Source organism: Neorhizobium sp. S3-V5DH (genome assembly GCF_004343065.1).
In the GTDB taxonomy this organism is placed as follows: Bacteria; Pseudomonadota; Alphaproteobacteria; order Rhizobiales; family Rhizobiaceae; genus Neorhizobium; species Neorhizobium huautlense.
The window spans coordinates 39,540-65,828 of the sequence record NZ_SMCL01000007.1; the positions used below are offsets into that span (position 1 = coordinate 39,540).

A 26,289-nucleotide genomic window follows, 5' to 3' on the forward strand; every position below is an offset into this window, starting at 1 on the left:
CGAGTCACCGGATATTGCGTTGAAGGTAGCCGTCCGCGCTGCACTGCGTCAAATAGTTAATATACGTTAATTATTGGGTGTGATTTTTTGCCGGCGGTCAAAAACGTCGGCGCGGATACCCAATTCGGCAAGCTTCTCCTATATGAATGGCGACCCATCTTTCGAAGGATATGCGCATGTCTTCAAATCCTCCCGTGAACCCTGCTTTGGTGGAATGGAACGGCCATTTTGGCCTGCCTCGTTTCGATCTGGTGAAAGATGAGGATTTCGCCCCGGCCTTCGATGCCGCGCTTTCGGCCCATGAGGGCGAGATCGAGGCCATCGCGAACAATCCCGAAGCCCCGAGCTTTGCCAATACCGTGGTTGCGCTGGAAACAGCGGGCGACGAACTCTCGCGGGTTTCGGCGCTTTTCTGGGGTAAGGCCGGCGCACATACCAACGAGACCATTCAGGGGCTCGAACGGGAAATGGCACCGAAGCTTTCCCGCCACTATTCGAAGATCGGCATGAACGCTGCCCTCTTTTCCCGCATCGACACGCTTTGGGAAAAACGCGGGGATCTGGGCTTGACCCTTGAGCAGGAGCGCGTGCTTGAGCGCCATTGGAAAGGGTTTGTCCGGGCTGGCGCCAAGCTGCCGAAGCCGCAGCAAGAGCGGCTGGCGGACATCAACGAGAAACTCGCCGGTCTTGGCGCGAAGTTCGGCCAGAACGTGCTGGCGGACGAAAAGAACTGGTCGCTGAAGCTCTCGGACGAAGCGGAACTCGAAGGGCTGCCCGAGATGTTGCGAGATGCCATGGCGGCAGCGGCCCGCGAGCGGGGGGAGGCTGACGGTTATGCGGTGACCCTGTCGCGTTCGATCATCGAGCCCTTCCTGACATTTTCGACGCGCCGGGATCTGCGGGAACAGGCCTTCAAGGCCTGGCTTGCGCGCGGCGCAAACGAAGGCGAAACGAACAATCTCGGCGTCGTGCGCGAGACATTGGCGCTGAGGGCCGAAAAAGCCAATCTTCTCGGATATGACAGTTTCGCGGCTCTCAAGCTGGACAACACCATGGCTAAAACGCCGAATGCGGTCAACACGCTGCTTCGCCAGGTCTGGGAAAAAGCACGAGCCAAAGCGCTGGAGGAAGAAGCGAGCCTCGGCCGCCTGATTGCAGAAGAAGGCAAGAACCATGAGGTGATGCCCTGGGACTGGCGTCATTACGCGGAAAAGCTTCGGCAGCGGATGTTCGATTTTTCCGAGACCGAACTGAAGCCGTATCTCCAGCTCGAAAAGATCATCGAGGCATGTTTCGACGTCGCGGAACGGCTCTTCGGCATCAAGGCAACAGAGGTAAAGGGCGTCGCTGCCTATCATACCGACGTGCGGGTCTTCGAGATCCGCGCCAAGGATGGCGCGCTGAAGGCGCTTTTCCTGGGTGACTATTTCGCCCGCGCCTCTAAACGATCCGGTGCCTGGATGAATTCGTTCCAGTCGCAGCACAAGCTGACGCTGAAAAACGGTAAGCAGGGCGAGTTGCCGATCATCTATAACGTCTGCAACTTCGCCAAACCTGCGGAGGGCAAGCCGGCCTTGCTGTCGCTGGACGATGCGAAAACCCTCTTCCATGAATTCGGCCATGCGTTGCACGGCATGCTGTCGGATGTGACCTATCCGTCCGTTTCCGGCACCGGCGTTGCGCGGGATTTCGTCGAACTGCCGTCGCAGCTTTACGAACACTGGCTGACCGTGCCCGAAATCCTCGAAAGATATGCCGTTCATTACGAAACCGGCCAACCGATGCCGAAGGCCCTGCTCGACAAGGTGCTGGCAGCCCGCACCTTCAACGCCGGCTTTGCCACCGTCGAGTTCACGTCCTCGGCCCTGGTCGACATGGCCTTCCATACGCGTGATGCCGTGGAAGACCCGATGGCGGTGCAGAAGCAGGTGCTGGACGAAATTGGCATGCCGGCTTCGATCGTCATGCGCCACGCTACGCCGCATTTCCAGCACGTCTTTGCAGGCGATGGTTATTCGGCCGGCTACTATTCCTACATGTGGTCGGAAGTGCTCGATGCGGACGCCTTCTCGGCTTTCGAGGAAACGGGCAACGTCTTCGACCCTGTGATGGCGCGCAAGCTGAAGAACAATATCTATTCGGTGGGCGGCTCGATCGACCCGGAGGATACCTACAAGGCGTTTCGCGGCAAGCTTCCCGACCCGCAGGCCATGCTGAAGAAAAAGGGTCTTGCGATGGTCGAGGAATTGGCCGGCAGCGACGCCTGAGCGTCTTTGCATAGCTGCCATCGACGCGGCCCCCTTTCGCAAATGCGAAAAAGCATGTAATAGCGCGCCAACGAAATTTGGCGCGCCTTGTCATTTTGCCGCGCCGCAGCCTCAGAGATACACCATATGGCAATTCGCAACATCGCGATTATCGCGCACGTTGACCATGGGAAAACGACCCTTGTCGACGAACTTCTGAAACAGTCCGGCTCGTTCCGCGACAACCAGCGCGTTGCAGAACGCGTCATGGACTCGAACGATCTGGAAAAGGAACGCGGCATCACCATCCTTGCCAAGGCGACCTCGGTCGAGTGGAAGGGCGTGCGCATCAACATCGTCGACACTCCCGGCCACGCCGATTTCGGCGGTGAGGTGGAACGTATCCTCTCGATGGTGGACGGCGCGATCGTTCTCGTCGACTCGTCCGAAGGACCGATGCCGCAGACCAAATTTGTGGTCGGCAAAGCGCTGAAGGTCGGACTTCGCCCGATCGTCGCGATCAACAAGATCGACCGTCCGGACGGCCGCCACGAGGAAGTCATCAACGAAGTCTTCGACCTGTTTGCCAATCTCGATGCAACGGACGAGCAGCTCGACTTCCCGATCCTTTACGGTTCCGGCCGCGACGGCTGGATGAACGTCAATCCGGAAGGCCCGAAGGACGAAGGCCTCGCGCCGTTGCTCGACCTCGTGCTCAAGCACGTTCCGGAGCCGACCGTCGAAGAAGGTCCGTTCCGTCTGATCGGTACGATCCTTGAAGCCAATCCGTTCCTTGGCCGCATCATCACCGGCCGCATCGCCTCGGGCTCGATCAAGCCGAACCAGGCTGTGAAGGTGCTTGGCCAGGATGGCAAGCTGATCGAAACTGGCCGTATTTCGAAGATCCTCGCATTCCGCGGCATCGAACGCCAGCCGATCGAGGAAGCGCATGCGGGCGACATCGTGGCGATCGCCGGTCTCTCCAAGGGCACCGTTGCCGATACCTTCTGCGATCCGTCCGTCACGGAAGCCATGAAGGCGCAGCCGATCGATCCGCCGACCGTCACCATGTCCTTCATCGTCAACGACAGCCCGCTTGCCGGCACCGAAGGCGACAAGGTTACCTCGCGCGTCATCCGCGACCGTCTCTTCAAGGAAGCGGAAGGCAATGTTGCGCTGAAGATCGAAGAAGCGGAAGGCAAGGATTCCTTCTACGTTTCGGGCCGCGGCGAATTGCAGCTTGCCGTTCTCATCGAGACCATGCGTCGCGAAGGCTTCGAGCTTGCCGTTTCGCGTCCGCGCGTCGTCATGCACAAGGATGAAAACGGCACCCTCATGGAGCCGATCGAAGAAGTCGTGATCGACGTCGACGAGGAGCATTCGGGCGTCGTCGTGCAGAAGATGTCGGAGCGCAAGGCCGAAATGGTCGAACTGCGCCCGTCCGGCGGCAATCGTATCCGCCTGCGGTTCTATGCGCCGACGCGCGGCCTGATCGGTTACCAGTCGGAGCTTCTGACCGACACGCGCGGCACGGCGATCATGAACCGCCTGTTCCACGATTATCAGCCCTTCAAGGGCCAGATCGGCGGCCGCGTCAACGGCGTGCTGCTCGCCAACGCCGCCGGCGAAGCCGTGGCCTATGCGATGTTCAACCTGGAAGACCGCGGTCCGATGATCATCGAGCCGGGCGAAAAGGTCTACCAGGGCATGATTATCGGCATTCACAGCCGCGACAACGACCTTGAGGTCAACGTGCTGAAGGGCAAGCAGCTCACTAACATCCGGGCTGCCGGCAAGGACGAAGCTGTCAAGCTTACGCCTCCGATCCGCATGACGCTCGACCGTGCGCTTTCCTGGATCCAGGACGACGAGCTGATGGAAGTGACGCCGAAGAACATCCGGCTTCGCAAGATGTATCTCGATCCGAACGACCGCAAGCGCTACGAAAAGTCGAAGCTCGCGGGGTGATCTCCTAACCTCACTTTGCAGACTTGAAACCCCGGTAGAGATACCGGGGTTTTTTCTGTGCCTTCGCACTGCGCAGGCTTGTCGCAAAGGTTAAAAACACGTTAACGTCTGCCTGTCGTCCACATCAGAAGCCTGTGGGCAATCCGTCCTACTCACAAAGGTGGAATAGCGGATTGCCTGCGTGAGGACCTAAAGTAGCGTTATGAAGACGTTGTCGATCGATGTCCGGCGAGCGGAACCGGAAGATGCGCGTGCCATCTCGGATGCACACCGGGAAGCATGGAAGCAGGCCTATGCCGGGCTCATTCCGCACAAGCCGTTGACGCAGATGCTGGAACGCCGGGGAGAAACCTGGTGGCGGAAGGCCGCGCGCGGACCGGCGACGCTTCTGGTTCTCGACGTCGCGGGCGATATTGCTGGTTATGCCACGATCGGCCTGAACCGGGCGCGGGCCTTGCCGCAGGACGGCGAAGTCTACGAAATCTATCTGCGCCCGGAGTTCCAGGGGATCGGCCTCGGCAGGCGGCTGTTCGGCGAGAGTCGCCGGCTTTTGCGCTCCCTCGGCTGCGAGGGATTGGTCGTCTGGTGCCTCGAAGACAGCGAGCACGCGACGCGATTCTTCCGCCGCCACGGCGGTGTCGACGTGGCCGAAGGCATGGAAGACTTCGGCGGGACCCAGCTCAGGAAGATCGGCTTCGTCTGGTCCTGAACCGCAGCCATGCGGTTCGAAAACCCTTCGCTTCGAACGCCCACGCTATCTAATATTCCTCCAATGTCTTGTTGCCTTGCAGCATGATTCCCGCTATCGACGCGTGACTTTGTCCACCTGATCGAGGAAAAAGAATGCGTATCGATGCGATTTCCGTTGGTAAAAATCCGCCTGAAGACGTCAACGTCATTGTTGAAGTGCCTGTCGGCGGCCATCCGATCAAGTATGAGATGGACAAGGAAGCCGGTGCGCTGGTGGTCGATCGCTTCCTCTACACGCCGATGACCTATCCGGGCAATTACGGCTTCGTGCCACATACGCTTTCGGAAGACGGCGACCCGATCGACGTCCTCATCTGCAATACCCGCCCGCTGGTTCCGGGCTGCGTCATCAATGTCCGGCCGATTGGCGTCATGGTCATGGAAGACGATGGCGGCAAGGACGAGAAGATCATCGCCGTGCCGGTGCCGAAGCTGACCCAGCGCTATGACAAGGTCAAGAACTACACCGACCTGCCTGAGATCACGCTGAAGCAGATCGAGCATTTCTTCGAGCACTACAAGGATCTGGAGCCCGGCAAGTGGGTGAAGATCGGCGGCTGGCAGGATGTCGAGGTCGCCAAGAAGCTAATCGTCGAAGCCATCGACCGTTACAAGGCGCAGAAGTAATTCTTACGGCTCAAGTAATTTCTTGAGCTTCTTTTCCAAATCCTCCGGGTCGCCATCGATCCGGAGGATTTTTTTGCGCGCCGTTTCGCCCGACACGATCGAAATGGAGGATTTCGGAAGCCGGAGCGTATCGGCAAGCAACAGGATCAGCGCCTTATTGGCTTTGCCGTCTTCGGGCACTGCAGTGACGCGGGCCTTGAGGTAAGCCTCGCCGGCGGCAGACGTTTCGATCCCCTCGACGCCATTGCGGCCAGCGTTCGGTGTCAGCCGGACTGCGAGCCGCATATGATCAGTATGCCTGCTGTAGGGGAAGCTCACGCAAACAGGGGGTAGATCGACGTCCACATCAGTGAACGGATGAAGAAGATGATCAGAAGCAGGATCACCGGAGAGATGTCGATGCCGCCTAGGTCCGGCATGATACGGCGGATCGGACGTAGTACCGGATCGGTGACATTGAAGAGGAAGCGGCCGACCGCATCGACGAACTGGTTCCTCGAATTGATGACATTGAAGGCATAGAGCCACGAGAATATGGCGCTGAAAATCAGCACCCAGGTATAAAGGTTCAAGGCCAAATCGATGGTCTGAAACAGGGCGAGCATCCACGTCTCCATTTCGTTGTTGACAGACATGTAGACATTGGCGAACTAACGAGCAAGTGCTGCGCCCGTACCTCGTCGGAATCATGTTTAATGGGCGGCGGGTGCAATGCCGGTTTCCGGTTTCGCTGAAAGTGCTGCTTCATGTCCATTCCCGCCTCCGGCGATCGGTTCGCCGCCTTCCGGCATTCCTCTTACTCGCGCTTCTTCTTTTCCCGGTTTCTCTCGGCTTTTGCGATCCAGATCATCAGCGTCGCCGTCGGCTGGCAGATGTATGACGAGACCGGCAACGCGCTCTATCTCGGCCTGATCGGGCTATTCCAGTTCCTGCCTTCTCTGTTGTTGATCCTGGTGACGGGATCGGTTGCCGACCGCTATAACCGGCGTGCGATCATGGCCATCTGCATGGTGGTGGGTGCGCTGTGTGCAGCGGCGCTTCTGGGGCTGACGATCGCGAATTCCTTTTCTCCCTGGCCGGTATTTGCGATCCTGATCCTGTTTGGTATCGAGCGCGCCTTCATGGGACCTGCCGTGCAGTCGCTCGGGCCCAACCTCGTGCCGGAGCAGGATCTGCCGAACGCCATTGCCTGGAATTCTTCGTCCTGGCAGACCGCATCCATCCTTGGTCCGGTAGTGGGCGGTCTGCTCTACGGCGCAAGCGCGGTCGTGGCCTATACCGTTGCCGTGATCTTTCTGATACTTGCCGCCATTCTCGTTTTCATGATCCCGAAGCCGGTCCAGAAAAACCCTGCCAACAAGGTGAGCTGGGGCGAGATCGTGGCCGGCTTCCGCTTCATCTTCGGGGAGAAGGTGGTGCTTGGAGCAATCTCGCTCGATCTCTTTGCGGTGCTGCTCGGCGGGGCCGTGGCGCTGATGCCGATCTTCGCGCGTGATATTCTGGAACTCGGTCCGTGGGGCCTCGGTATGCTGCGTGCCGCCCCGGGTGTCGGCGCCATCATCGTGGCCATCTGGCTGGCCTTTTATCCCATCCGCCATCACGCCGGCCTTGCCATGTTCGTCGGTGTCGCCCTGTTCGGCGCCGGGACGCTCGTGTTCGGGATTTCCGCGACCCCATGGCTTTCCATCTCGGCGCTGATGCTGATGGGGGCATCCGACATGATTTCGGTCTACGTGCGCGAGACGCTGATCGCGCTCTGGACGCCGGACGAGGTGCGAGGCCGCGTCAACGCTGTCAACATGGTCTTTGTCGGCGCGTCCAACGAGCTCGGTGAATTCCGGGCCGGCACCATGGCGTCGATCTTCGGAGCGGTACCGGCCGTAGTCATCGGCGGCGTCGGCACGCTCGCAGTGGCGGTCATCTGGTCACTTGGCTTCCCGAAGCTTCGGAAGATCGACAGCCTCGAGGCGCCGGACCGGTAGGTTCAATCGCCTCGCGAGGCAGGCTGGCGGCGGGCATCTGCCGCTGCGGCCCCTTTATCGGCAAGTTTGCCTTCGAATACCGTACCGAGGAAATTCCACAGCCACTCCTTGAGCGGCGCGTCGAAGATCATCCGCCCTTCCAGATGCTCGCGGCCTTTCTGGGCATTCGGCATGATGAAGCGGTGCTCACCATGCACCACCCACCGCTGCATCATGGCGCGTGTAAGCTCCGCATGGAACTGCAGGCCCCAGGCATTGTCGCCGTAACGAATTGCCTGGTTCGGATAGGCATCGCCCTGTGCAAGCAGTTGCGCACCATGCGGCAGTTCGAAACCCTCGCGGTGGAAATGGTAGACCATTTTCGGCCAATGCATCAGCAGGCGGCCGTGCTCGGTGGCCCGCAAGGGATACCAGCCGATCTCTGTCAGCCCCTCCTTGTCGGGTGCTACCGTGCCGCCGAGATGACGCACCATCATCTGCGCCCCCAGGCAGATGCCGAGATAAGGCTTGTTCTCTTTCAGCGGAACGCCAATCCAGTCTATCTCCGTCCTGATGTAGGGCTCGGGATCGTTGACGCTCATCGGCCCGCCGAAAATGACGGCGCCGGCGTGTCCGACAAGCGTTGAAGGCAGCGGGTCACCGAGCACGGGACGACGGATGTCGAGCGGAAAGCCCTTGTCGATCAGCATCTGCCCGACGCGGCCAGGGGAAGAGCGCTCCTGATGCAGGACGATGAGCACGGGAAGCTTTTTGGTATGGCGGGAAGGCTGCATCAACATGTCGGTACGTCCCTACTGCTCTCCCTCATCTCCTCCCGTTGAACGTGCCGCAGCTTGCTGACGCTGCAGAACCCTGTCGCGCGATGAAACCCCGAGAAGATCTGCGATTCTCCAGATCACGTGATCCTCGATCTCGCTGCGCTGGCCGTCCGCATAGACGATATCCCAGAGGATGCCGAGAAGTTCGACGCGGTCGTCTTCGTCGACAAGGTGTTTTTTAAGATCGGAAGTGAAACGGTAATAGTCAACTGCCTCGCGGCCGGCGTCGTGCCCGGCCTCGATCAGCGCCTTGAGGCGAGCTTCGCTCAGGTCGTAGCGTTCGCGCAGGAGATCGCGAAACGTCTGCTGCTCCTGTTCGGAGACGTTGCCGTCCGCCTCCATGACCTGGAAACAGAGGGCGACGAAAGCCACTCTCGGATCGTCGGGCGCGAATTCCCGGGCAGAATTGGATGATGTGAGAGTTTGGAGAAAGGCCTGAATTCGGTCCAACATTCTTTTTTCAGGCCTCGCCTTCTCTAGAAAAGCCGGAGCCTCGTCGCGGGCTGCCCGGCGTCCGGATCCTTCACGCCGGGATCATCCGGCGGCCGCCCGAAAAATGGAACTGGCTCCTCCTCGGTTTCGGTCAGTTTTTCATCCTTTGGCTTCACATTGGCAGGTGCTGGTGTTTTTGCTGCAACAGCTAACTCGCTTTTTTGTGTTTCCGGAGCAGGGGCTGGTTGAATGACGATCTGTTTCGGCGGCTCTTCCTCCTTTGGCGTCTCCACGGGCGGCAGGCTTGCAATCGCTTTGTCGGCCGCGAGTGTGCCCTCCTCGATCGGGCCTTGGAGCTGGCCGAAGGGCGCCTTCCATTCGAAGGCGTCGAGGCGGCCTGTCACGGGCGAGATGGGCAACCACTTCTCCGAAACGAAGCCATCGGCAACCCAAGCCGGATCCCGCGGAGCCCGCAGTGCCTGTGCCATCCAATGACGAACGCGGCCCTGGTCATTGGTTTCGGCTTCCTCGATGTCGGCGAGAAGGAGATAGACCTCCTCCCGCGGTTCCATGCGGGCTGCAGCTTCCGCTTTTGCCCGGGCCTTCCTGAATTCCTGAGCGTCGAGGGCGGCCTGGGCCACGGCGATGAGGGATTCGATATTGTTGGGCCGCAAGGCCTCCAGCTTTTCGGCGCGCTTCAGCCGGTCGGTGGTGCTGTCGCCGCTACGGGCGCGAACATAGGTCTGGGCGATCTCCGGATGAGGCTCGAGCTTCCAAACGGTTTCGAGAGTGGATGCCGCCTTGCGGATATTGTCCTCGCGCAGCCAAGCTTTTGCTGCAATGACGGCGGCTGGTACAAGATCCTTGGCGAGCTTCAACGCCGCCATAGCGTCGTCCCGGGCGCCTTTCGGGTCCCCTTCAAGCCGGTCGCCGGCTCTCGCGGTCAAGAGCACGGCCTTCCAGCGATCGGCCTGCGCCTTTTCCAGGATGTTGGCCATGCGCTGTTGGTCGAGAAGGCGGAGCGCGTCATCCCAGCGGCCCGACTGGCTGTGGGCCTCGAGCGTCGCTTGTGCCGCCCAGGGCAGATATGGCGCATGCTCCGCAGCCTTTTCCGCGTATTGGCGGGCTGCTTCGTTGGCGCCAAGCCGGCGGGCCTCCATGTAAAGACCCCGCAGGCCGAGTTCCCGCGTTTCCGGATCCTCGACCATCTCCTCGAATTTCTTGCGGGCGTCGTCGTGCCTGCCTTCGATCAGCGCCGTCTGCGCTTCGAGGAGGTGGATCAGCGGCTCCTGGTCCGAGCTGAGCAGGCCACGGGTGCGAAGGCTCATCTTGCGGGCGAGCAGCGCATTGCCGGCGCCAGCCGCGATCAAGCCGGTGGAGAGCGCCTGGTAACCGCGATCGCGCTTGCGGGCGCGGAAATAACGGCGGACGGAATAGGGCGAGGTCCAGATTACGCCGACGATCCACCAGAGGATCATGGCGGCGGCAACAAGCGCGACCACCATTGTGGCCGCGACCATGATGCTGGTCTCGATCAGGTGATCCTGCCAGGTGATGGAGATGAGGCCGGGCCGGTCGGCGAGCCAGGAGAAGCCCCAACCGAGAGCCAGAACGACGAGGAGGAAAATGAAAAGTCTGATCATTCGGGTCTTCGTCCTCAGCCTTGGGTACCGGTCACGGCGCGCGTCAGCGTGCCGCCAACGAGATCTTCCACCTGAATGCGAGCATCAAGCTTCTGCCTGAAGTCGCGGGAGGTGGCCTTTGCCGGCTCCGGCAGGGCCTCCCACTCCCGCACTGAAGCCTTGAGATCGCCGTTGCGAAGAGCTTCCTCGATGCGGGCGACGATAGCCTCGGGTGTGTCGCCCTCGACATTGCCCACCCGCCGCACTTTCACCACCGACATTGCGGAAGAGAGAAGCCGACCAGCAATTCCCTGATCGGGATCTGGCTGGATGGTGGCTTCCAGCATGGCGTCGGCCGCCTTTGGAAACTCCCGCTGCAGCTCGGCGCGCGACGGTACGCCCGTAGCGGCGAATTTCTGCAGGTCGGCAATCGCCGGATCGTCACCGGCAACACTTCCAAATGTCTGGAGCTCGGTTTCAAACGAGCCGCCCCTATCGATCGCGGCTTTGAGCGCTGCCGCCGCAATTGCCCGGGCCACCTGCTGCTCCGGTCCCCGATCGTTCACTTTGGCTTCGACGCCCTCAATCCGATCCTCGAGATGAACATTGTTGCCGGCTGTCGATTCCACGGCGGAACGAAGCAGTGCTATGTCCTCTTTTAGGGCGACAATTGCCTGCTCCGATGCGGCACCGTTCGAATTGCCTGTCGCAGCTTCAAGGGCCGCAACACGATTGGCGAGTCCTTCGTCTGCAGTTGGCGCAGGCCGGGATTGCAGCGCGGCGATCTCCTGGCGGAGTTGGTCGATTTGCGAAGATAGGGCAGTCGTGTCAGTTGCAGGTGCGGCTGGAGAGGCGCCTGGAAGATAGCCGGCATATTGCATGCTGCTCGCAAGCGCCAGTGCGACGATACCGCCGAAAATCCCTGCCGCGACGAGTGTGGATGCCGCAGGGCTCCTTTTCGCTGGCGGGGCGGGGACCGGCTCAGGTTCGGGAGCAACGGTGGCGGATTGCGGTTGTCTTGCATCGTCCGGTTCGGCGTCGGCAAGTGGTGCCTCGTCCTCGATGCCTGACGTTGTCGACACAGGTTCGTCAGCGATATCGGCTTCCACCGGCTTGTCGGTGTCGACGGATGTTTCCGCCTCCAGTTCCGCCGGTGTCACCGGCTCGTCGGAATCGATGCTGCGCACCGGCTCGGCGACGGCCTCCTCTGCCGTGAGGTCGATGGTCACGGGTTCTTTTTCTGCCTTTGACCGGCGCGGCGGTTTTTCCGATACCATCTCGACCTCTTTTTGCATGTGCTCTGGGGAAACTAGTCAGCGGGCGGGCGGAAGAAAAGGGGCGGGCGGGAATTTGCCGCCTCTCCTCGACTAAAGGAGAGCCAGAAGCCCGTTCTCGTCAGCATGCGCGGCGATCTTGATCTTTCTGTGAAATTCGGGAGGCACTGCGGCGGCGACATTGTCGCTGAGACAGATTATCTGCGCATTCGAGAGCGCGTCTGCAAATGGCGCCATAAGCTCAAAGAACAGCCGCGCATTTTCCCGTGAATAGAGAAGGACCGCGTCGACCGGCGGGTCCAGCACAGCGTCGCGGACAGATTCCCGATCATAAGGCAGAGGGGTCATCTCGTAGATTTCCGCTACGGCGAGAGGCATTTTCGCCGTTCGAAGCCCTTTCTCGAAACTGGCCGAACGCGGCCGACCGGCAAGATAGAGCAGGGGAGCGTCGAAGATCGGGGCGTCGGCTAGAACCAGCCGGGCAAGTTCAGAACCGGTCCCAGGTCCCTTCCGGATTTTTCGGAAGCCGGCTTCTTCCGCCGCCCTGGCCGTCGCTTCCCCGACAGCATAAAGCACCTCATCCAGATAGGGCGAGAGGCAGTCCACAGACGAGAGAACTCTGGCCGCTTCCGCACTCGTCAGCGCAAGGGCGGCGTGAGGTTTCTTCAGTGCAGTTTCGGCAATGTCCGGACGACGCAGCGCTCGCGTCAGCGGCAGCAGGATCGGCTGGTGTCCCAGGTTCACCAGCCGATCGGCAGTGCGTCCGGCCGATGGTTCAGGGCGGGTAACGACGACCCGCATGGGGTTAGGACCAGTCTTCGAAGAAATCACTGCCGGCGGTCGCCCGCACCGCCTCGCCGGCCTTGCGGCCAAGCGCTTCCGCATGCGCGCGTTTTCCCTCAACCGCGATCGAATGCTCCCGTTGTCCGTCCGGGGTGAGAATGAGGCCTGAAAATTTCAGGTGGTCTCCGTCGCAGACGGCATAACCGCCGATCGGCGTGCGGCAGGAGCCGTCGAGAGCGGCGAGGAAGGCGCGTTCGCAGGAGACAGCATCATAAGTCGGCCGGTCGTTGATCGGCTCCAGCAATTCATCGATGCGGCTGTCGCCGATGCGGCTTTCGACACAGATCGCGCCCTGCGCAGGAGCCGGCGGAAAATCAGCCGGATCGAGAAGTTCGGTGACGACCTCCTCCTTGGCAAGGCGCTTCAGGCCGGCGAAGGCCAAAAGTGTCGCATCCACCTGGCCTTCATCCAGCTTGCGCAGCCGCGTTTCGACAAGACCGCGGAAGGTTATGACATTGATGTCCGGCCGGATACGCTTGATCAGGGCCTGTCGGCGCAGCGAGGAGGAGCCGATAGTCGCATGGTCGGGCAATGCGGTGAGTGTCGGCGCGGTCCGGCCGATGAAGGCGTCACGAAAATCCTCGCGCGGCAGATAGGCCGACAAGCGGAGACCGTCCGGCAGTTTGGTCGGCATGTCCTTAGACGAATGCACGGCGAAGTCGAGGTCGCCGGAAAGCAGCTGTTCTTCCAGTTCCTGTGTGAAGAGCCCTTTGCCGCCGAGCTCGGTCAAAGCGCGGTCGGTGATGCGGTCGCCCTTGGTGGACAGCACGACGATCTCGAACATTTCCTCCGGAAGACCGTGTGCCGTCATCAGCCGGGCACGTGTTTCGGAGGCCTGGGCGAGCGCCAGCGGGCTGCCCCGCGTTCCGATCCGGAAAGGTTTTGTTTGCATCCGCGTCATTCCATTGTTACCGGAGGCTTTCGTAGACCGGATTATCCGGCATCGCAATCAACGATAGACCCATGGCGACCTTTCTTCGCATCCTCGGCATAGAAACAAGCTGCGACGAAACGGCGGCGGCGGTCGTTGCGCGCCATGAGGACGGACGTGGTGAAATCCTGTCCGATGTCGTTCTGTCTCAACTCGACGAGCATAGTGCCTACGGCGGCGTGGTGCCGGAAATCGCCGCACGGGCGCATGTCGAGGCGCTGGACGGGCTGGTGGAAGAAGCGCTCGACCGGGCAGGCGTTTCGCTCGATGAAATCGACGCCGTGGCCGCGACCTCGGGTCCGGGCCTGATCGGCGGGCTGATCGTCGGGCTCATGACCGCGAAGGCGATCGCGCGTGCGTCGGGCAAGCCGCTGCTGGCGATCAATCACCTCGAAGGCCATGCACTAACGGCGCGGCTGACGGACGGGCTTTCGTTTCCCTACCTGATGCTGCTCGTTTCGGGAGGACACACCCAACTGGTCCTGGTGCGAGGCGTGGGGGAATACGAGCGCTGGGGCACGACCATCGACGACGCGCTCGGTGAAGCTTTCGACAAGACGGCGAAACTGCTCGGCCTGCCCTACCCGGGTGGCCCAGCGGTGGAAAAGGCCGCACAAGCGGGCAATCCGGACCGTTTTTCGCTTCCGCGCCCTTTGGTCGGTGAAGCTCGGCTCGATTTTTCCTTTTCCGGCCTCAAGACTGCGGTGCGACAGGCGGCCACCGAAATCGCGCCTTTGAGCGATGAGGATATCGCCGATATCTGCGCCTCCTTCCAAAAGGCAATCTCGCGCACGCTGCGCGACCGGATCGGCAGGGGGCTGGCGCGCTTCAAGCAGGAGTTCGCAGCGCTCGATGTCGATCCGGCACTGGTGGTCGCTGGCGGCGTCGCCGCCAACCAGGAAATCCGCCGTACCCTGCAGGCTCTTTGCATCGAGAACGGGTTCCGGTTTATCGCGCCGCCGCTCAGGCTCTGCACGGACAACGCGGCTATGATCGCCTGGGCCGGACTTGAGCGGCTTGCGGGAGAGTTTCCGGCAGACGCGCTGGACGTGGCGCCGCGCTCGCGCTGGCCGCTCGACAAGCAGGCGCAGGCCGTTCTCGGTTCCGGAAAGCGGGGCGCCAAGGCATGAGCGGCAGAGAGCGGATCGTCGTCATCGGTGCCGGCGCCTTTGGTACTGCGCTCGCGGCCGTGGTCACTCTGGAAGGTCGCTATCCCGTCACCCTTATCGGCCGCGATCCCTCGCTGATGAGCGACCTTCGCGAGGATCGCGTGCATGACGCGGCATTGCCCGGGGTGCCGCTGCCGGATGCACTGGAATTTTCCGTCGAGCCGGACGCCATCGGTGAAGCGAGCATTGTCCTGTTTGCGATGCCTTCGCAGGCGCAGGCGGATGCGGCGCGGCATTATGGGCCTTATCTGACGAAGGACGCCGTTGTCGTCACCTGCGCCAAGGGGATCGACAGATCGTCCGGCAGTCTGCTCACCGACGTGCTCGAGCGGGAATTGCCTCGCTCTCGAATTGCGGTGCTTTCCGGCCCAGGTTTTGCCGCCGATATCGCGCGAGGCCTGCCGACCGCGATGGTGATTGCCGCTGAAGGCCATGATCTGGCGGACCGGCTTGCGAATGTCCTGTCGGGCCGCGCCTTTCGGCTCTATGCATCGACTGACCGCATCGGAGTCCAGCTCGGCGGTGCGCTGAAGAACGTGCTGGCAATCGCTTGCGGCATTGTCGAGGGTGCCGGGCTTGGCGAATCCGCCCGGGCCGCGCTGATTTCCCGTGGGCTGGCGGAAATGTCGCGGCTGGTCGAGGCCATGGGTGGCCGGGCGGACACGGTCAGCGGTCTTTCCGGCCTCGGCGATCTGGTGCTGACCGGCACGAGCCATCAGTCGAGAAACCTCCGCTTCGGCATTGCGCTTGGGCAGGGCGATCCGGCCGAAACGATCGGCGGCGGGCCTTTGGTCGAAGGGGCCTTTGCTGCCTCCGTTGCCGCAAGGCTCGGGGAAAGGTTTTCGGTCGAACTGCCGGTGACCGACGCGGTTGCAGCGATCATCGACGGAAAGCTCGATGTCATGGCAGCGATGGAACAGCTGATGACCCGGCCGATCAAAGCTGAGTAGAGCACTAGATATTCAAAGGAGAGACCATGCTGTTCGCCTTTCTCTGCACCGACAAGCCGGGGCATCTTGATGTCCGGATGGAGACCCGCCCGGCTCATCTGGAGCATCTAAACAAGCTCAACGAACAGGGAACGCTGAAGATAGCAGGTCCCTTTCTCGACGATGAAGGCAAGCCGAACGGCAGTCTGGTGATCGTCGAAGCCGCCGACATGGCCGCTGCGCGGACGATCGCGGAAGCAGATCCCTATTATCTCGCCGGCCTGTTCGAAAAGGTCGAGATCAAGCCTTACAACTGGGTCTTCAACAAGCCGGCTGAGTGAGGCATCGATGGCGTACTGGCTTTACAAATCCGAACCCTCCTCCTGGTCCTGGGAGCAGCAGAAGGCTGCCGGAGAGAAGGGCACCGAATGGACCGGCGTGCGTAATTATCTGGCACGCAACAACATGCGGGCGATGAAGCTCGGCGACAAGGGCTTCTTCTACCATTCCAACGAAGGGCTGGAGATCGTCGGGATCGTCGAGGTCTGCGCCCTGTCCCATCCGGATTCGAGCGCCAAGGGCGATCCGAAATGGGATTGCGTCGATATCCGCGCGGTCGCGGACGTGCCGAAGCCGGTGACGCTGAAGGATATCAAGGCTAACCCGAAGTTCGAGAAGATGTCGCTCGTGACGTCGATGCGGCTTTCGGTGCAGCCGGTGACGGATGAGGAATATTTCGAGATCTGCAGGCTCGGGGGGCTCGACAATCCTCCGCGTTCGCCGGACTGATCCCGTCTTGAAGACCGATCCCCGGACCTTCATCCTCCAGAACACCGAGCTGATGAGCCCGCCGCATGTGCCGGAAATCCGATTGCATCTGGCGAGCGAAGCGCATGATCTGTGGTTGAAGACGGAAGAGGATCTGGAGGAGATCGGCTTGCCACCGCCCTTCTGGGCTTTTGCCTGGGCAGGCGGGCAGGGGCTTGCCCGCCATATACTCGATCATCCGGAAACGGTAGCCGGCAAGAGGGTCCTTGATTTTGCCTGCGGTTCCGGGCTGGTGGCGATTGCGGCAAAGCTTGCCGGCGCCGAGGATGTGCTGGCTGCGGATATCGATCCGTGGACCCAAACCGCTGTCGCCCTGAACTCTGCCGAGAACGGCGTCGATCTCCGCTTCATCTCAAAAAATCAGATCGGCAAGCCGGTCGATGCGGATGTCATCCTCGCCGGCGATGTCTTCTACGACCGGGATTTTGCCGGGGTGCTGATCCCGTGGTTCACGCGGTTGGCGAGCGAGGGACGTCTGGTTCTGGTCGGCGATCCCGGGCGGAGTTATTGCCCGAAGGACCGCCTGGAGCAGCTCGCCGTCTATGAAGTGCCGGTAACGCGGGTGCTGGAGGACAGCGAGGTAAAGCGGACGACGGTCTGGCGATTCCGGTAGGCGCGCCAGAGTTTTCCCGCGCAGTCTCCTGCCGTGGTTTCAAAGATCGGAGAGCCCACACGAATGCGGAACCTCATGAGTAATATATGTGTGGCTCCGCATTCGCGTGGCCTTCGGCGTTCTCTCGGGACTTCCGGTCCCTACAGGTGATCACCTCGCCTCGCTGCGTGGCTTCATTTGCGATTTCCTTTCGGGAAACCTTGCCACTTGCACGGCTCAACCGAACCTGGCCCGGCAGCCAGGGGGAGGCTTGATAGGAAGAAGCCCGGTTGCCCGGTTCTCTTCCATGGCTTTCACCTCTTCCGCCATCCCCGCACGTTACGGGTCCGATGGAAGCGCCGGCTCCCGCCTGCCCGCGAACGTCTCGCGAAACACTCCGGCGACGGAAGCGGGAGGATTGTAGGCATGGGTTTGGAGGGTGGGGAAAATCCGGCATGCATTTTTTTTGGAAATCGGCGGCAGATGGCCCAATTGGACTGGCGACGAGCATGGGTGTTTTACGCTCACCCCTTGGCTTGGACAACGGCGCCACGACTCGAAACCGGCCAAGAGCTCTTCCCTAGCTTCGTACACGTGCGGAGGCGGTGCCGGTCTTTTGAGACCGGTGATCGCAAGCAAGAACGAGATGATGTGTTCTCATCACTCCAACTCCGGAGCCGGCCGATGAGAGTAGGAGTTGACTGCCTAGATTCGCGAGGTGACACTCGCGTTCATCAAGACGGAGACAACCATGGAAGAGCCAAGCTGGCGGCATATGCGATCCGCACCGAGGGACGGCAGTCGTATTCTCGTCACTATCCGTCCATCCGAACAAGGGCCGGGAGCAGTCGATCTCGTTTACTGGTCAAGAGGGGATCGATTCGGTGGAGAAGCCTGGCGCTCCTCTGATTCCGTCCCGGGCCGGATTATCGAATATGCGGAACCGGAACTGAAGTGCTGGATGCCCATGCCCGCCGCCAATGTCGATCAGTTGGCCTTCCCATCCGCGTGGGAGGGCAAGGACGAAGAGGAACTAGACGGATCGGGGATTTAATTTCCTAAAGGGTGCAGGCATTCTCAATTGCCGCCGCGGATGATGCAGACGCCGGCTTCGAAGGCGCAGGCGGTGGGCGAGGCGGAGACGTTGCCGCCCATTTCCTTTTCGACGTCGATGACTTTCGCTTTGGGCGCCGGAGCGATCCGTTCCTCACCGCGCAGAGGCCAGTAGTCGGCATCGCGCACGAAATAAACCCCGTGGCCGGGAACGCTATAGGCTTGGATGGAGCCTCCATAAAATCCGCCGGTCGAACGAGAGCGCCTTATCCAACGGTCGACAAAGCCGCCCATGCGGTCGATTTCGGGCGGACGGTTCCAGCGGCCATCGCCCTGGCGATCCCAGCGGCTGTTTTCGACGCGATGATGGCGATGGTCGCGGTCGTGCCGGCGATCGCCGGCATCTGCAGTGGAGGAAAAGAGCACGGCGAGGGCGGCGGCGAGAAGGACAGGGTTGATGCGATTCGCTGTCATGGCGAACTCCTGCGGTCAATCGTTAACAGAAGGTTAACACGAAACTGCAGCGGCCGTCGCGTGGGCAACGATTTCTTTGGCAATCGTGGTTAATGTGCAAAGCCCGATCCTGAGGAACCAGCCATGAGAAAGACACAATCGATTAAATTCAAAATCCCCTTGAATTGTTCTTGTCGACCGGCATCCGTCAGATTAAACCACGCCAATGATGCAATGCACATTTCTTTGGCATGCTGCATTGCGGGCAACCGCCCTTATACCGCATACGACGCCGCGAGGTTCTGATGGCGAATGTGACAAATAACCGGCCCCTGTCGCCGCATCTGCAGATCTACAAGTTTATTCCCACCATGGCGATGTCGATCGTCCACCGTATCACCGGTGGCGCGCTCTACTTCGGCACGCTGCTGGTCGCCGCCTGGCTTATCGCTGCGGCCTCGGGCGAGGAAAATTTCAACCAAGTGAACTGGCTGTTCGGATCGATCATCGGTCAGCTGGTGCTCTTCGGTTATACCTGGGCTCTCCTTCACCATCTGCTCGGCGGCCTGCGCCACATCATGTGGGATGTCGGCTACGGTTTCGAGAAGGAATTCTCGACCATGCTGGCCAAGGCCAATCTCGTCGCCTCCATCGCCCTGACCGTCCTGGTCTGGGTGATCGTGCTGATCGCCCGCTGAGGAGACTGAACTGATGGACATGCGCACTCCTCTCGGGAAAGTCCGCGGGCTCGGCTCGGCCAAGAGCGGCACGGAACATTTCTGGCGGGTCCGGACCACGTCGCTGGCGCTGGTTCCGCTGCTCGTCTTCTATATCGTCTTCCTGATCATCTATGCCGGCAAGCCCTATGCCGAAGTGGTCGGCGCTCTTGCCAATCCCTTCGTTGCGACGATCAACGGCTTGACCGTCATCGCCAGCATCATCCACATGCGTCTCGGCATGGAAGAGATCATCCAGGACTACATCCATTCCGAAATCACGAAGCTCGTTCTTCTGATCCTCAACGCCTTCTTTTCCCTCGCGGTGGGCGGCCTCTGTCTTTTCGCCGTCCTGAAAATCGCATTTGCAGGATAATCCGTCATGGCATCCGTCACACCCATCGCCCAGAACGGCAAGGCCTATACCTATGTCGACCATTCCTATGACGTGATCGTCGTCGGCGCCGGCGGCGCCGGCCTCCGCGCCACGCTCGGGATGGCCGAACAGGGTTTCAAGACCGCCTGCATCACCAAGGTCTTCCCGACCCGCTCGCACACCGTCGCGGCACAGGGCGGCATCGCCGCCTCGCTGCAGAACATGACGCCGGACTCTTGGCAGTGGCACCTTTACGACACCGTCAAGGGTTCCGACTGGCTCGGCGACGTCGATGCCATGCAATACATGGTCATGGAAGCGCCTAAGGCCGTCTACGAACTCGAGCACTACGGCGTGCCCTTCTCGCGCAACGAGGAAGGCAAGATCTACCAGCGCCCGTTCGGCGGCCACATGCAGAATTTCGGCGCCGGCCCGCCGGTGCAGCGCACCTGCGCCGCCGCCGACCGTACCGGCCACGCCATCCTGCACACGCTCTACGGCCAGTCGCTGAAGAACAATGCGGAATTCTTCATCGAATATTTTGCTCTCGACCTGATCATGTCGGATGACGGCAGCCGCTGCACCGGCGTCGTCGCCTGGAACCTCGACGACGGCACGATCCATCGCTTCGCCGCCAAGATGGTGGTGCTGGCGACCGGCGGTTACGGCCGCGCCTATTTTTCGGCGACATCCGCCCATACCTGCACCGGCGACGGCGGCGGCATGGTGGCCCGCGCCGGCTTGCCCTTGCAGGACATGGAATTCGTGCAGTTCCATCCGACCGGCATCTATGGCTCCGGCTGTCTGATCACCGAAGGCGCACGCGGCGAAGGGGGTTACCTCGTCAACTCCGAGGGCGAGCGCTTCATGGAACGCTACGCCCCTTCGGCCAAGGACCTAGCCTCACGCGACGTCGTCTCGCGCTGCATGACGCTGGAAATCCGCGAGGGCCGCGGCGTCGGCAAGAATAAGGACCACATCTTCCTGCATCTCGACCATCTTGATCCGGCGGTTCTGCACGAACGCCTGCCGGGCATTTCCGAGAGCGCCAAGATCTTTGCGGGCGTCGACGTGACGCGGGAGCCGATCCCGGTCCTGCCGACGGTACACTACAACATGGGCGGTATTCCGACCAATTTCTGGGGCGAGGTGCTCAATGCCGACAGCGCTAATCCGGAGCGGCTGCTACCGGGCCTGATGGCCGTCGGCGAAGCGGGTTGCGCCTCGGTTCACGGTGCCAACCGCCTCGGCTCCAACTCGCTGATCGATCTCGTGGTCTTCGGCCGCGCCGCGGCGATCCGCGCCGGGGAGGTGATCAACAAGGCCGAGCCGATCCCGGCGCTCAACGTGGCCGCCTGCGACAAGATCATGGAGCGCTTCGATGGCCTGCGGCATGCGAACGGCTCGACGCCGACCGCGGTGCTGCGCGACAAGATGCAGCGCGCCATGCAGGAGGACGCAGCCGTTTTCCGCACCCAGGAATCGCTCGAATCCGGCTGCCGCCGCCTTTCGGAGATCTGGAAAGAGCTGCCAGACGTCAAGGTCACCGACCGCTCGATGATCTGGAATTCCGACCTTGTCGAGACGCTCGAACTTCATAACCTGATGGCAAACGCTATCACGACGGTTTACGGAGCCGAGGCACGCAAAGAAAGCCGCGGCAGCCACGCCCGCGAGGACTATACCGAAGGTCCTTTCGGCGGCCGCGACGACGTCAACTGGCGCAAGCATACGCTTGCCTGGGTCAACGAGGCGGGCGATGTAAAGCTGGACTATCGTCCGGTCCATACCGAACTGATTGCAGAGGGCATCGATCCGCATAAGATCGAGCCGAAGGCCCGCGTGTATTGATCCAATGACGATGAAGCCGCAAATCGCTGATGTCGCCGAGGGGGCTGCCATGGGCCGCTCCCTCGGCATATTCGCGATCAATCTCGATCGCTCGCCCGACCGGTGGACACAGATCGAGCGGCATTTCGGTCATCTGGCGTGGCCGCTTCAGAGGATTGCGGCTGTCGATGCACGCAAGGATCCTGCTGCCGTTCTATCGGTTCGAGGGCTTTCCCTGCAGTTTCCACCGGACGGGGTTGCCTGGAACAGCCATCGCAACCGGATCTTCATGCTGACGGAAGAGGCTTGCCTTGCCGGGCATGTGTTGACCTGGCGGCAGTTTTTGAAAACCGATCTCGCCCATGCGCTGGTGCTGGAAGATGATGCGGAGCCGCAGGCCGGCTTTGTTGAAACCCTGTCCGAACTGCTGCAGTCGGAACCAAGCGCGGATATCGTGAAGCTCGAAGGGGTGTTCCGGCCAGGTGGGCGGAAAGTTCTTCCGTTGCGGCGGTTCGGCGCCCATAGACTGGTGCGGTCGCTCCGTCCTGCATCGGGCTCGGCTGCCTATCTCGTCACCCGGCGTGGTGCGGAACGCTTGCTGGCGCGTGTCGATCACATCTGCGTGCCTGCCGACGATTTCCTTTGGAATCCGGCCTTTCACGGCTGCGATGTCGCTCATGTTTCGCCCTGGCTGATCATGCAGTCGGGCATGGCGAGCGTCATCGCCACCGATAAATCGGCAAAACGCGCGAGCGTCAGGGCTCCCTTTGGCCGGGCTGCGCTGATGCCGCTGCGCCGTGGCTTCGAGCGCTTGAAGCTCATCTGGGCTGTGACCGACGGCCGGCCCTGGAAACTCCTGAACACGATGGTCGCCCCATGGGCGCCTGATGACTATAACCTGAAAGACAGAATGTCGATTGCTGCCATAGATCGGAAGTCTAGCAATGGTTGAACTCGCTCTCCCCAAGAACTCCCAGATGACCGAAGGCAAGGTCTGGCCGAAACCGGCAGGCGCCAAGAACGTCAGGGAATACCGTGTCTATCGCTGGAATCCCGACGACGGCCAGAACCCGCGCATCGACACCTATTACATCGATGTCGACGACTGCGGGCCGATGGTTCTCGACGGCTTGCTCTACATCAAGAACAATATCGATCCGACGCTGACGCTTCGCCGTTCCTGTCGCGAGGGGATCTGCGGCTCCTGTGCGATGAACATCGACGGCACCAATACGCTCGCCTGCACCAAGGGCATGGACGATGTGACCGGAACGGTGAAGGTCTATCCGCTTCCGCATATGCCTGTCGTCAAGGACCTGGTTCCGGATCTTACGAACTTCTATGCGCAGCACCGCTCGATCGAGCCGTGGCTGAAGACCGTCTCTCCGCCGCCGGCCAAGGAATGGAAGCAGAGCCACGAAGACCGTCAGAAGCTCGACGGCCTCTATGAGTGCATCCTGTGCGCCTGCTGCTCTACCTCCTGTCCGAGCTACTGGTGGAACGGCGACCGTTACCTCGGCCCGGCCACCCTGCTGCAGGCCTATCGCTGGCTGATCGACAGCCGCGACGAAGCCAAGGGCGAACGCCTCGACAATCTCGAAGATCCGTTCCGGCTCTATCGCTGCCACACGATCATGAACTGCGCGCAGACCTGCCCGAAGGGTCTGAACCCGGCCAAGGCGATCGCCGAAATCAAGAAGATGATGGTCGAGCGCCGCGTCTAGGCGTTTCCGACAGCCGATCCGGTCCCCGACTACGGGGATCGGAAGGCGTGCCTTGACCGCCGGGGATCCTTACCTCTCGGCATCCGTTTTGTCGACTTCCTTCAGGGGTCGACAAAGAAGCGTTCGAGGGCGGGCATCATTTGTTCCAATACGACTTGATTAACCAAAGCGAATTACGGTAATTCCGTCTCAATTCGTTGGCATTGGTGGCGGCGTACCAACTGAAAGCGGGAGCTAGATGATGCAGTTCAGATATGTGGCGACGGGCCTTTTCCTCGTAACGGCGCTCGCCGGTTGCCAACGTACCTCCTACAGCCCCTATAGCGATCTTCCTTCGCAGCCTGCTCCGCTTCAGGCGCAACCCGTTCCATCCGTTCAGGGTGGACAGCTTCCGCCTCCCGGCGGCACATCGCAGTTTCCGACTGCGCCGACGGCAAATCCGAACATGGCCGCGGTCGATCCGAATGCGGCTGCCCCGGCGAGTGCCCTCGACATCAAGAAGGAAGCCATGGTCGGCAACTGGCGCGTCTCGAACGCCGGCCAGTCCTGCGACATGTTCCTGACGCTTACCAATCTAGGTAGCGGCTCGCGAGGCGGCACCCGCGGTTGCGCCGGCGAGTTGACCGCCATGGGCTCCTGGGAAGTGTCGGGCAAGATGGTTCAATTCAAGAATCGCGCGGGCGACGTGATCGGACGGGTTTACAAGACGGCCGAAAACCGTTTCGACGGCACCCTGAATTCCGGTCAGGCGGTCAGTTTGAGCCGCTAAAAGGCTTCGACCTTCGAGGACGCCCGGTTGGAACCTATTCCTGAATACACAACGAGCGTCACCGAAGAGCTGAAAGCTCTCACGGCATCAGGCGTGTTGACGGCCGATGCGGCGCAGTTCGCCGTGGCGGCAAAGCTCGATCACATCCTAATATGCCTGCGCGATACGAAGCCGGCCAAGAAGAAGAGCGCTCTCGGCTGGCTGTTCGCCAAGGGCGGCGGGCGTCCGCGGGAAATTCACGGGCTTTATGTGCACGGGAGCGTCGGGCGCGGCAAGACAATGCTGATGGACATGTTCTTCAAGAAAGCGTCCATCCGGAAGAAGCGTCGGGCCCATTTCCACGAGTTCATGGCCGACGTACACAACCGCATCCACGCGCACCGTCAGAAGCTGAAGCGCGGGGAGACGCGCGAGGCCGATCCGGTGCCGCCGGTCGCTGCGGCTATCTACGCGGAAGCGGAGCTCCTCTGCTTCGATGAATTCTCGGTAACCGACATCACCGACGCCATGATCCTGGCGCGCCTTTTTACCGAGCTTTTCGGCCTCGGCTGCATCCTGGTGGCGACGTCCAACGTGGCTCCTGACAACCTCTATAAAGACGGCCTGAACCGCGGGCTCTTCCTGCCGTTCATCGGCTTGCTGGCCAAGCATGTGGACGTGGTCACGCTGGGTTCTCCAACTGATTACCGCCTGCAGAAGCTTGCCACCCTGCCGGTTTACATAACTCCGCTCGATGGGCGCGCCGATGCTGCTATGGAGGCCGCCTGGCATCAGGTGACAGACGGAAAGAGGGTCCAGCCGCTTGAGATACCGATGAAAGGCCGCAGCATCCATGTGCCCGAAGCGACGGGCCGGGCGGCCAGGTTCGATTTCAGGGACATTTGTGGAAGGCCGCTCGGTGCCTCGGACTATCTGGCGATCGCCGAGCGGTTCGATACCGTTTTTGTCGAACGTATTCCGCGGCTTGGGCCAGAGAAGCGCAACGAGGCGAAGCGTCTGATCAATCTGGTCGATGCGCTGTACGATCAGAAGGTCCGTCTCTATGTCTCCGCGGCCGCCGCGCCGGAAGACATTCTTCTTGAACGCCGTGGCACTGAAGGCTTCGAGTTCGACCGCACGGTCTCCCGCCTATTCGAAATGCGGAGCTCGGATTATCTCGCAGCGCACCAGGAACTGCGGGCTCAAGCTTAACGATCTAGTGATATAAATTATTACGTTTACGTAAGAATTTTATGATCTAACCGATTGAAAAACCTGCTTCCAAAATAATCCATTGCCATTACAGCTGGATGAAGGTATGCGGTCTGGCACATTGGCAGGCTTGCCGTAGCTTGCCGTGGATTGGATCTCGAAAGGAAGCTTTTCGATGGCGCGCAAGAAGATCGCACTTATTGGTTCTGGCATGATTGGTGGCACGCTGGCGCATCTCGCCAGTCTGAAGGAACTGGGCGACATCGTCCTCTTCGACATCGCCGACGGCATTCCGCAAGGCAAGGGCCTCGACATCGCCCAGTCCGGCCCTGTTGAAGGCTTCAATGCGAAGCTTTCCGGCGCAAGCGATTACGCAGCCATTGAAGGAGCCGATGTCTGCATCGTCACCGCTGGCGTCGCCCGCAAGCCCGGAATGAGCCGCGACGATCTGCTCGGCATCAACCTCAAGGTTATGGAGCAGGTGGGTGCCGGCATCAAGAAATATGCCCCGAACGCCTTCGTGATCTGCATTACCAATCCGCTGGACGCGATGGTCTGGGCTCTGCAGAAGTTCTCCGGCCTGCCGAAGAACATGGTCGTCGGCATGGCCGGCGTGCTCGACTCCGCCCGCTTCCGCCTCTTCATTTCCGAAGAATTCAACGTTTCCGTTCAGGACGTTACAGCCTTCGTTCTCGGAGGTCATGGCGACACGATGGTGCCGCTCGCCCGTTATTCGACCGTCGGCGGCATCCCTCTGACTGATCTCGTGAAGATGGGCTGGACCACCAAGGAACGCCTTGAAGAGATCATCCAGCGCACCCGCGACGGCGGCGCCGAAATCGTCGGCCTGCTGAAGACCGGCTCGGCCTATTACGCCCCGGCTGCTTCCGCAATCGAAATGGCGGAATCCTACCTCAAGGACAAGAAGCGCGTCCTGCCGGTCGCAGCTCATCTGACCGGCCAGTACGGCGTCAAAGACATGTATGTCGGCGTTCCGGTTGTCCTCGGTGCCGGCGGTGTCGAGCGCGTCATCGAAGTCGAATTCAACAAGGACGAAGAAGCGGCTTTCCAGAAGTCCGTCGGTGCAGTTGCCGGCCTCTGCGAAGCCTGCATCAACATCGCCCCCGCTCTGAAGTAATGGGCGCGCTGAAGTAATAGAAACAGGG

At 60.9% G+C, this 26,289-nt stretch carries 28 protein-coding genes; 19 read left to right on the forward strand and 9 right to left on the reverse strand.

The features are described 5' to 3' along the window. The first annotated feature begins 176 nt into the window (after positions 1-176). From EDE09_RS12715 to ppa, 4 genes are all read left to right on the forward strand, one after another. Positions 177-2,267, forward strand: coding sequence for a M3 family metallopeptidase (locus tag EDE09_RS12715; protein WP_132410795.1), 2,091 nt, complete (start codon positions 177-179; stop codon positions 2,265-2,267). Positions 2,268-2,393: 126 nt separating this feature from the next. Then, positions 2,394-4,214 (forward strand): translational GTPase TypA, encoded by a 1,821-nt coding sequence (gene typA / locus EDE09_RS12720; protein ID WP_112803511.1) that lies wholly within the window; start codon positions 2,394-2,396, stop codon positions 4,212-4,214. A 202-nt stretch (positions 4,215-4,416) separates the two neighbouring features. Continuing rightward, positions 4,417-4,923: a GNAT family N-acetyltransferase gene (locus tag EDE09_RS12725; RefSeq protein WP_105372769.1), complete on the forward strand. Its 507-nt coding sequence runs from the start codon at positions 4,417-4,419 to the stop codon at positions 4,921-4,923. A gap of 134 nt (positions 4,924-5,057) precedes the next feature. Next, entirely contained in the window at positions 5,058-5,591 is a 534-nt protein-coding gene (ppa, locus tag EDE09_RS12730; RefSeq protein WP_132410797.1) for an inorganic diphosphatase, read from the forward strand. Positions 5,592-5,594: 3 nt separating this feature from the next. Here the strand turns inward: ppa and EDE09_RS12735 are convergent, their stop codons facing one another. Beyond that, entirely contained in the window at positions 5,595-5,909 is a 315-nt protein-coding gene (locus EDE09_RS12735; protein ID WP_132410799.1) for a DUF167 domain-containing protein, read from the reverse strand. Continuing rightward, positions 5,906-6,196 carry a YggT family protein gene (locus tag EDE09_RS12740; protein ID WP_245422905.1) on the reverse strand — a complete coding sequence of 97 codons (291 nt, stop codon included), beginning with the start codon at positions 6,194-6,196 and terminating at the stop codon, positions 5,906-5,908. Before EDE09_RS12740 ends, EDE09_RS12735 begins: the two co-directional genes overlap by 4 nt. A 141-nt stretch (positions 6,197-6,337) precedes the next feature. On the opposite strand from EDE09_RS12740, the gene EDE09_RS12745 reads away from it, so the two are divergent. Further along, positions 6,338-7,573 (forward strand): MFS transporter, encoded by a 1,236-nt coding sequence (locus EDE09_RS12745; RefSeq protein ID WP_112803517.1) that lies wholly within the window; start codon positions 6,338-6,340, stop codon positions 7,571-7,573. Between the two features lie 2 nt (positions 7,574-7,575). On the opposite strand, the gene EDE09_RS12750 is transcribed toward EDE09_RS12745, so the two are convergent. From EDE09_RS12750 to hemC, 6 genes are all read right to left on the reverse strand, one after another. Further along, on the reverse strand, positions 7,576-8,346 hold the full coding sequence (locus tag EDE09_RS12750; protein WP_132410985.1) for a glutamine amidotransferase: 771 nt from the start codon (positions 8,344-8,346) through the stop codon (positions 7,576-7,578). Positions 8,347-8,364: 18 nt separating this feature from the next. Further along, entirely contained in the window at positions 8,365-8,844 is a 480-nt protein-coding gene (locus tag EDE09_RS12755) for a TerB family tellurite resistance protein (RefSeq protein ID WP_105372764.1), read from the reverse strand. A gap of 23 nt (positions 8,845-8,867) precedes the next feature. Further along, positions 8,868-10,466 carry a heme biosynthesis protein HemY gene (locus EDE09_RS12760; protein ID WP_132410801.1) on the reverse strand — a complete coding sequence of 533 codons (1,599 nt, stop codon included), beginning with the start codon at positions 10,464-10,466 and terminating at the stop codon, positions 8,868-8,870. A gap of 14 nt (positions 10,467-10,480) precedes the next feature. Continuing rightward, on the reverse strand, positions 10,481-11,674 hold the full coding sequence (locus EDE09_RS12765; protein ID WP_245505134.1) for a mitofilin family membrane protein: 1,194 nt from the start codon (positions 11,672-11,674) through the stop codon (positions 10,481-10,483). A 138-nt stretch (positions 11,675-11,812) separates the two neighbouring features. Further along, positions 11,813-12,520, reverse strand: a complete 708-nt coding sequence (locus EDE09_RS12770) for a uroporphyrinogen-III synthase (protein ID WP_165924168.1) — start codon at positions 12,518-12,520, stop codon at positions 11,813-11,815. 4 nt (positions 12,521-12,524) lie between these two features. Beyond that, entirely contained in the window at positions 12,525-13,454 is a 930-nt protein-coding gene (hemC, locus tag EDE09_RS12775; protein WP_105372788.1) for a hydroxymethylbilane synthase, read from the reverse strand. A gap of 71 nt (positions 13,455-13,525) precedes the next feature. Between hemC and tsaD the strand changes: the two genes are divergently transcribed. The 6 genes from tsaD to EDE09_RS12805 all read left to right on the forward strand — a co-directional run bounded on the left by tsaD (position 13,526) and on the right by EDE09_RS12805 (position 18,065). Then, on the forward strand, positions 13,526-14,623 hold the full coding sequence (gene tsaD / locus EDE09_RS12780) for a tRNA (adenosine(37)-N6)-threonylcarbamoyltransferase complex transferase subunit TsaD (RefSeq protein WP_105372760.1): 1,098 nt from the start codon (positions 13,526-13,528) through the stop codon (positions 14,621-14,623). Beyond that, entirely contained in the window at positions 14,620-15,612 is a 993-nt protein-coding gene (locus EDE09_RS12785; protein WP_132410807.1) for an NAD(P)H-dependent glycerol-3-phosphate dehydrogenase, read from the forward strand. Before tsaD ends, EDE09_RS12785 begins: the two co-directional genes overlap by 4 nt. A 26-nt stretch (positions 15,613-15,638) precedes the next feature. After that, positions 15,639-15,932 (forward strand): YciI-like protein, encoded by a 294-nt coding sequence (locus EDE09_RS12790; RefSeq protein WP_132410809.1) that lies wholly within the window; start codon positions 15,639-15,641, stop codon positions 15,930-15,932. Between the two features lie 7 nt (positions 15,933-15,939). Beyond that, entirely contained in the window at positions 15,940-16,380 is a 441-nt protein-coding gene (locus tag EDE09_RS12795) for an EVE domain-containing protein (protein WP_132410811.1), read from the forward strand. Between the two features lie 7 nt (positions 16,381-16,387). Continuing rightward, positions 16,388-17,032: a methyltransferase gene (locus tag EDE09_RS12800; protein ID WP_132410813.1), complete on the forward strand. Its 645-nt coding sequence runs from the start codon at positions 16,388-16,390 to the stop codon at positions 17,030-17,032. A 730-nt stretch (positions 17,033-17,762) separates the two neighbouring features. Further along, the gene (locus tag EDE09_RS12805) at positions 17,763-18,065 is read left to right on the forward strand and encodes a hypothetical protein (RefSeq protein ID WP_112795825.1); all 303 of its coding nucleotides are present in this window, start codon (positions 17,763-17,765) and stop codon (positions 18,063-18,065) included. Positions 18,066-18,088: 23 nt separating this feature from the next. On the opposite strand, the gene EDE09_RS12810 is transcribed toward EDE09_RS12805, so the two are convergent. Then, positions 18,089-18,538 (reverse strand): hypothetical protein, encoded by a 450-nt coding sequence (locus EDE09_RS12810; RefSeq protein ID WP_132410815.1) that lies wholly within the window; start codon positions 18,536-18,538, stop codon positions 18,089-18,091. 284 nt (positions 18,539-18,822) lie between these two features. On the opposite strand from EDE09_RS12810, the gene sdhC reads away from it, so the two are divergent. The 8 genes from sdhC (at position 18,823) to mdh (ending at position 26,261) form a co-directional block, all read left to right on the forward strand. Further along, the gene (gene sdhC / locus EDE09_RS12815) at positions 18,823-19,215 is read left to right on the forward strand and encodes a succinate dehydrogenase, cytochrome b556 subunit (protein ID WP_132410817.1); all 393 of its coding nucleotides are present in this window, start codon (positions 18,823-18,825) and stop codon (positions 19,213-19,215) included. A gap of 13 nt (positions 19,216-19,228) precedes the next feature. After that, positions 19,229-19,609, forward strand: a complete 381-nt coding sequence (sdhD, locus tag EDE09_RS12820) for a succinate dehydrogenase, hydrophobic membrane anchor protein (RefSeq protein ID WP_112795818.1) — start codon at positions 19,229-19,231, stop codon at positions 19,607-19,609. Between the two features lie 6 nt (positions 19,610-19,615). Then, entirely contained in the window at positions 19,616-21,460 is a 1,845-nt protein-coding gene (gene sdhA, locus EDE09_RS12825) for a succinate dehydrogenase flavoprotein subunit (protein ID WP_132410819.1), read from the forward strand. Positions 21,461-21,509: 49 nt separating this feature from the next. Next, complete coding sequence (locus EDE09_RS12830; protein ID WP_165924169.1) at positions 21,510-22,391, forward strand: glycosyltransferase family 25 protein; 882 nt, start codon at positions 21,510-21,512, stop codon at positions 22,389-22,391. Continuing rightward, positions 22,384-23,163, forward strand: coding sequence for a succinate dehydrogenase iron-sulfur subunit (locus tag EDE09_RS12835; RefSeq protein WP_105372749.1), 780 nt, complete (start codon positions 22,384-22,386; stop codon positions 23,161-23,163). Before EDE09_RS12830 ends, EDE09_RS12835 begins: the two co-directional genes overlap by 8 nt. A gap of 241 nt (positions 23,164-23,404) precedes the next feature. After that, entirely contained in the window at positions 23,405-23,932 is a 528-nt protein-coding gene (locus tag EDE09_RS12840) for a protease inhibitor Inh/omp19 family protein (protein ID WP_132410987.1), read from the forward strand. A 27-nt stretch (positions 23,933-23,959) separates the two neighbouring features. Then, complete coding sequence (gene zapE, locus EDE09_RS12845; protein ID WP_132410823.1) at positions 23,960-25,123, forward strand: cell division protein ZapE; 1,164 nt, start codon at positions 23,960-23,962, stop codon at positions 25,121-25,123. A gap of 175 nt (positions 25,124-25,298) precedes the next feature. Continuing rightward, positions 25,299-26,261 carry a malate dehydrogenase gene (gene mdh / locus EDE09_RS12850; protein WP_105372747.1) on the forward strand — a complete coding sequence of 321 codons (963 nt, stop codon included), beginning with the start codon at positions 25,299-25,301 and terminating at the stop codon, positions 26,259-26,261. Positions 26,262-26,289: the final 28 nt, after the last annotated feature.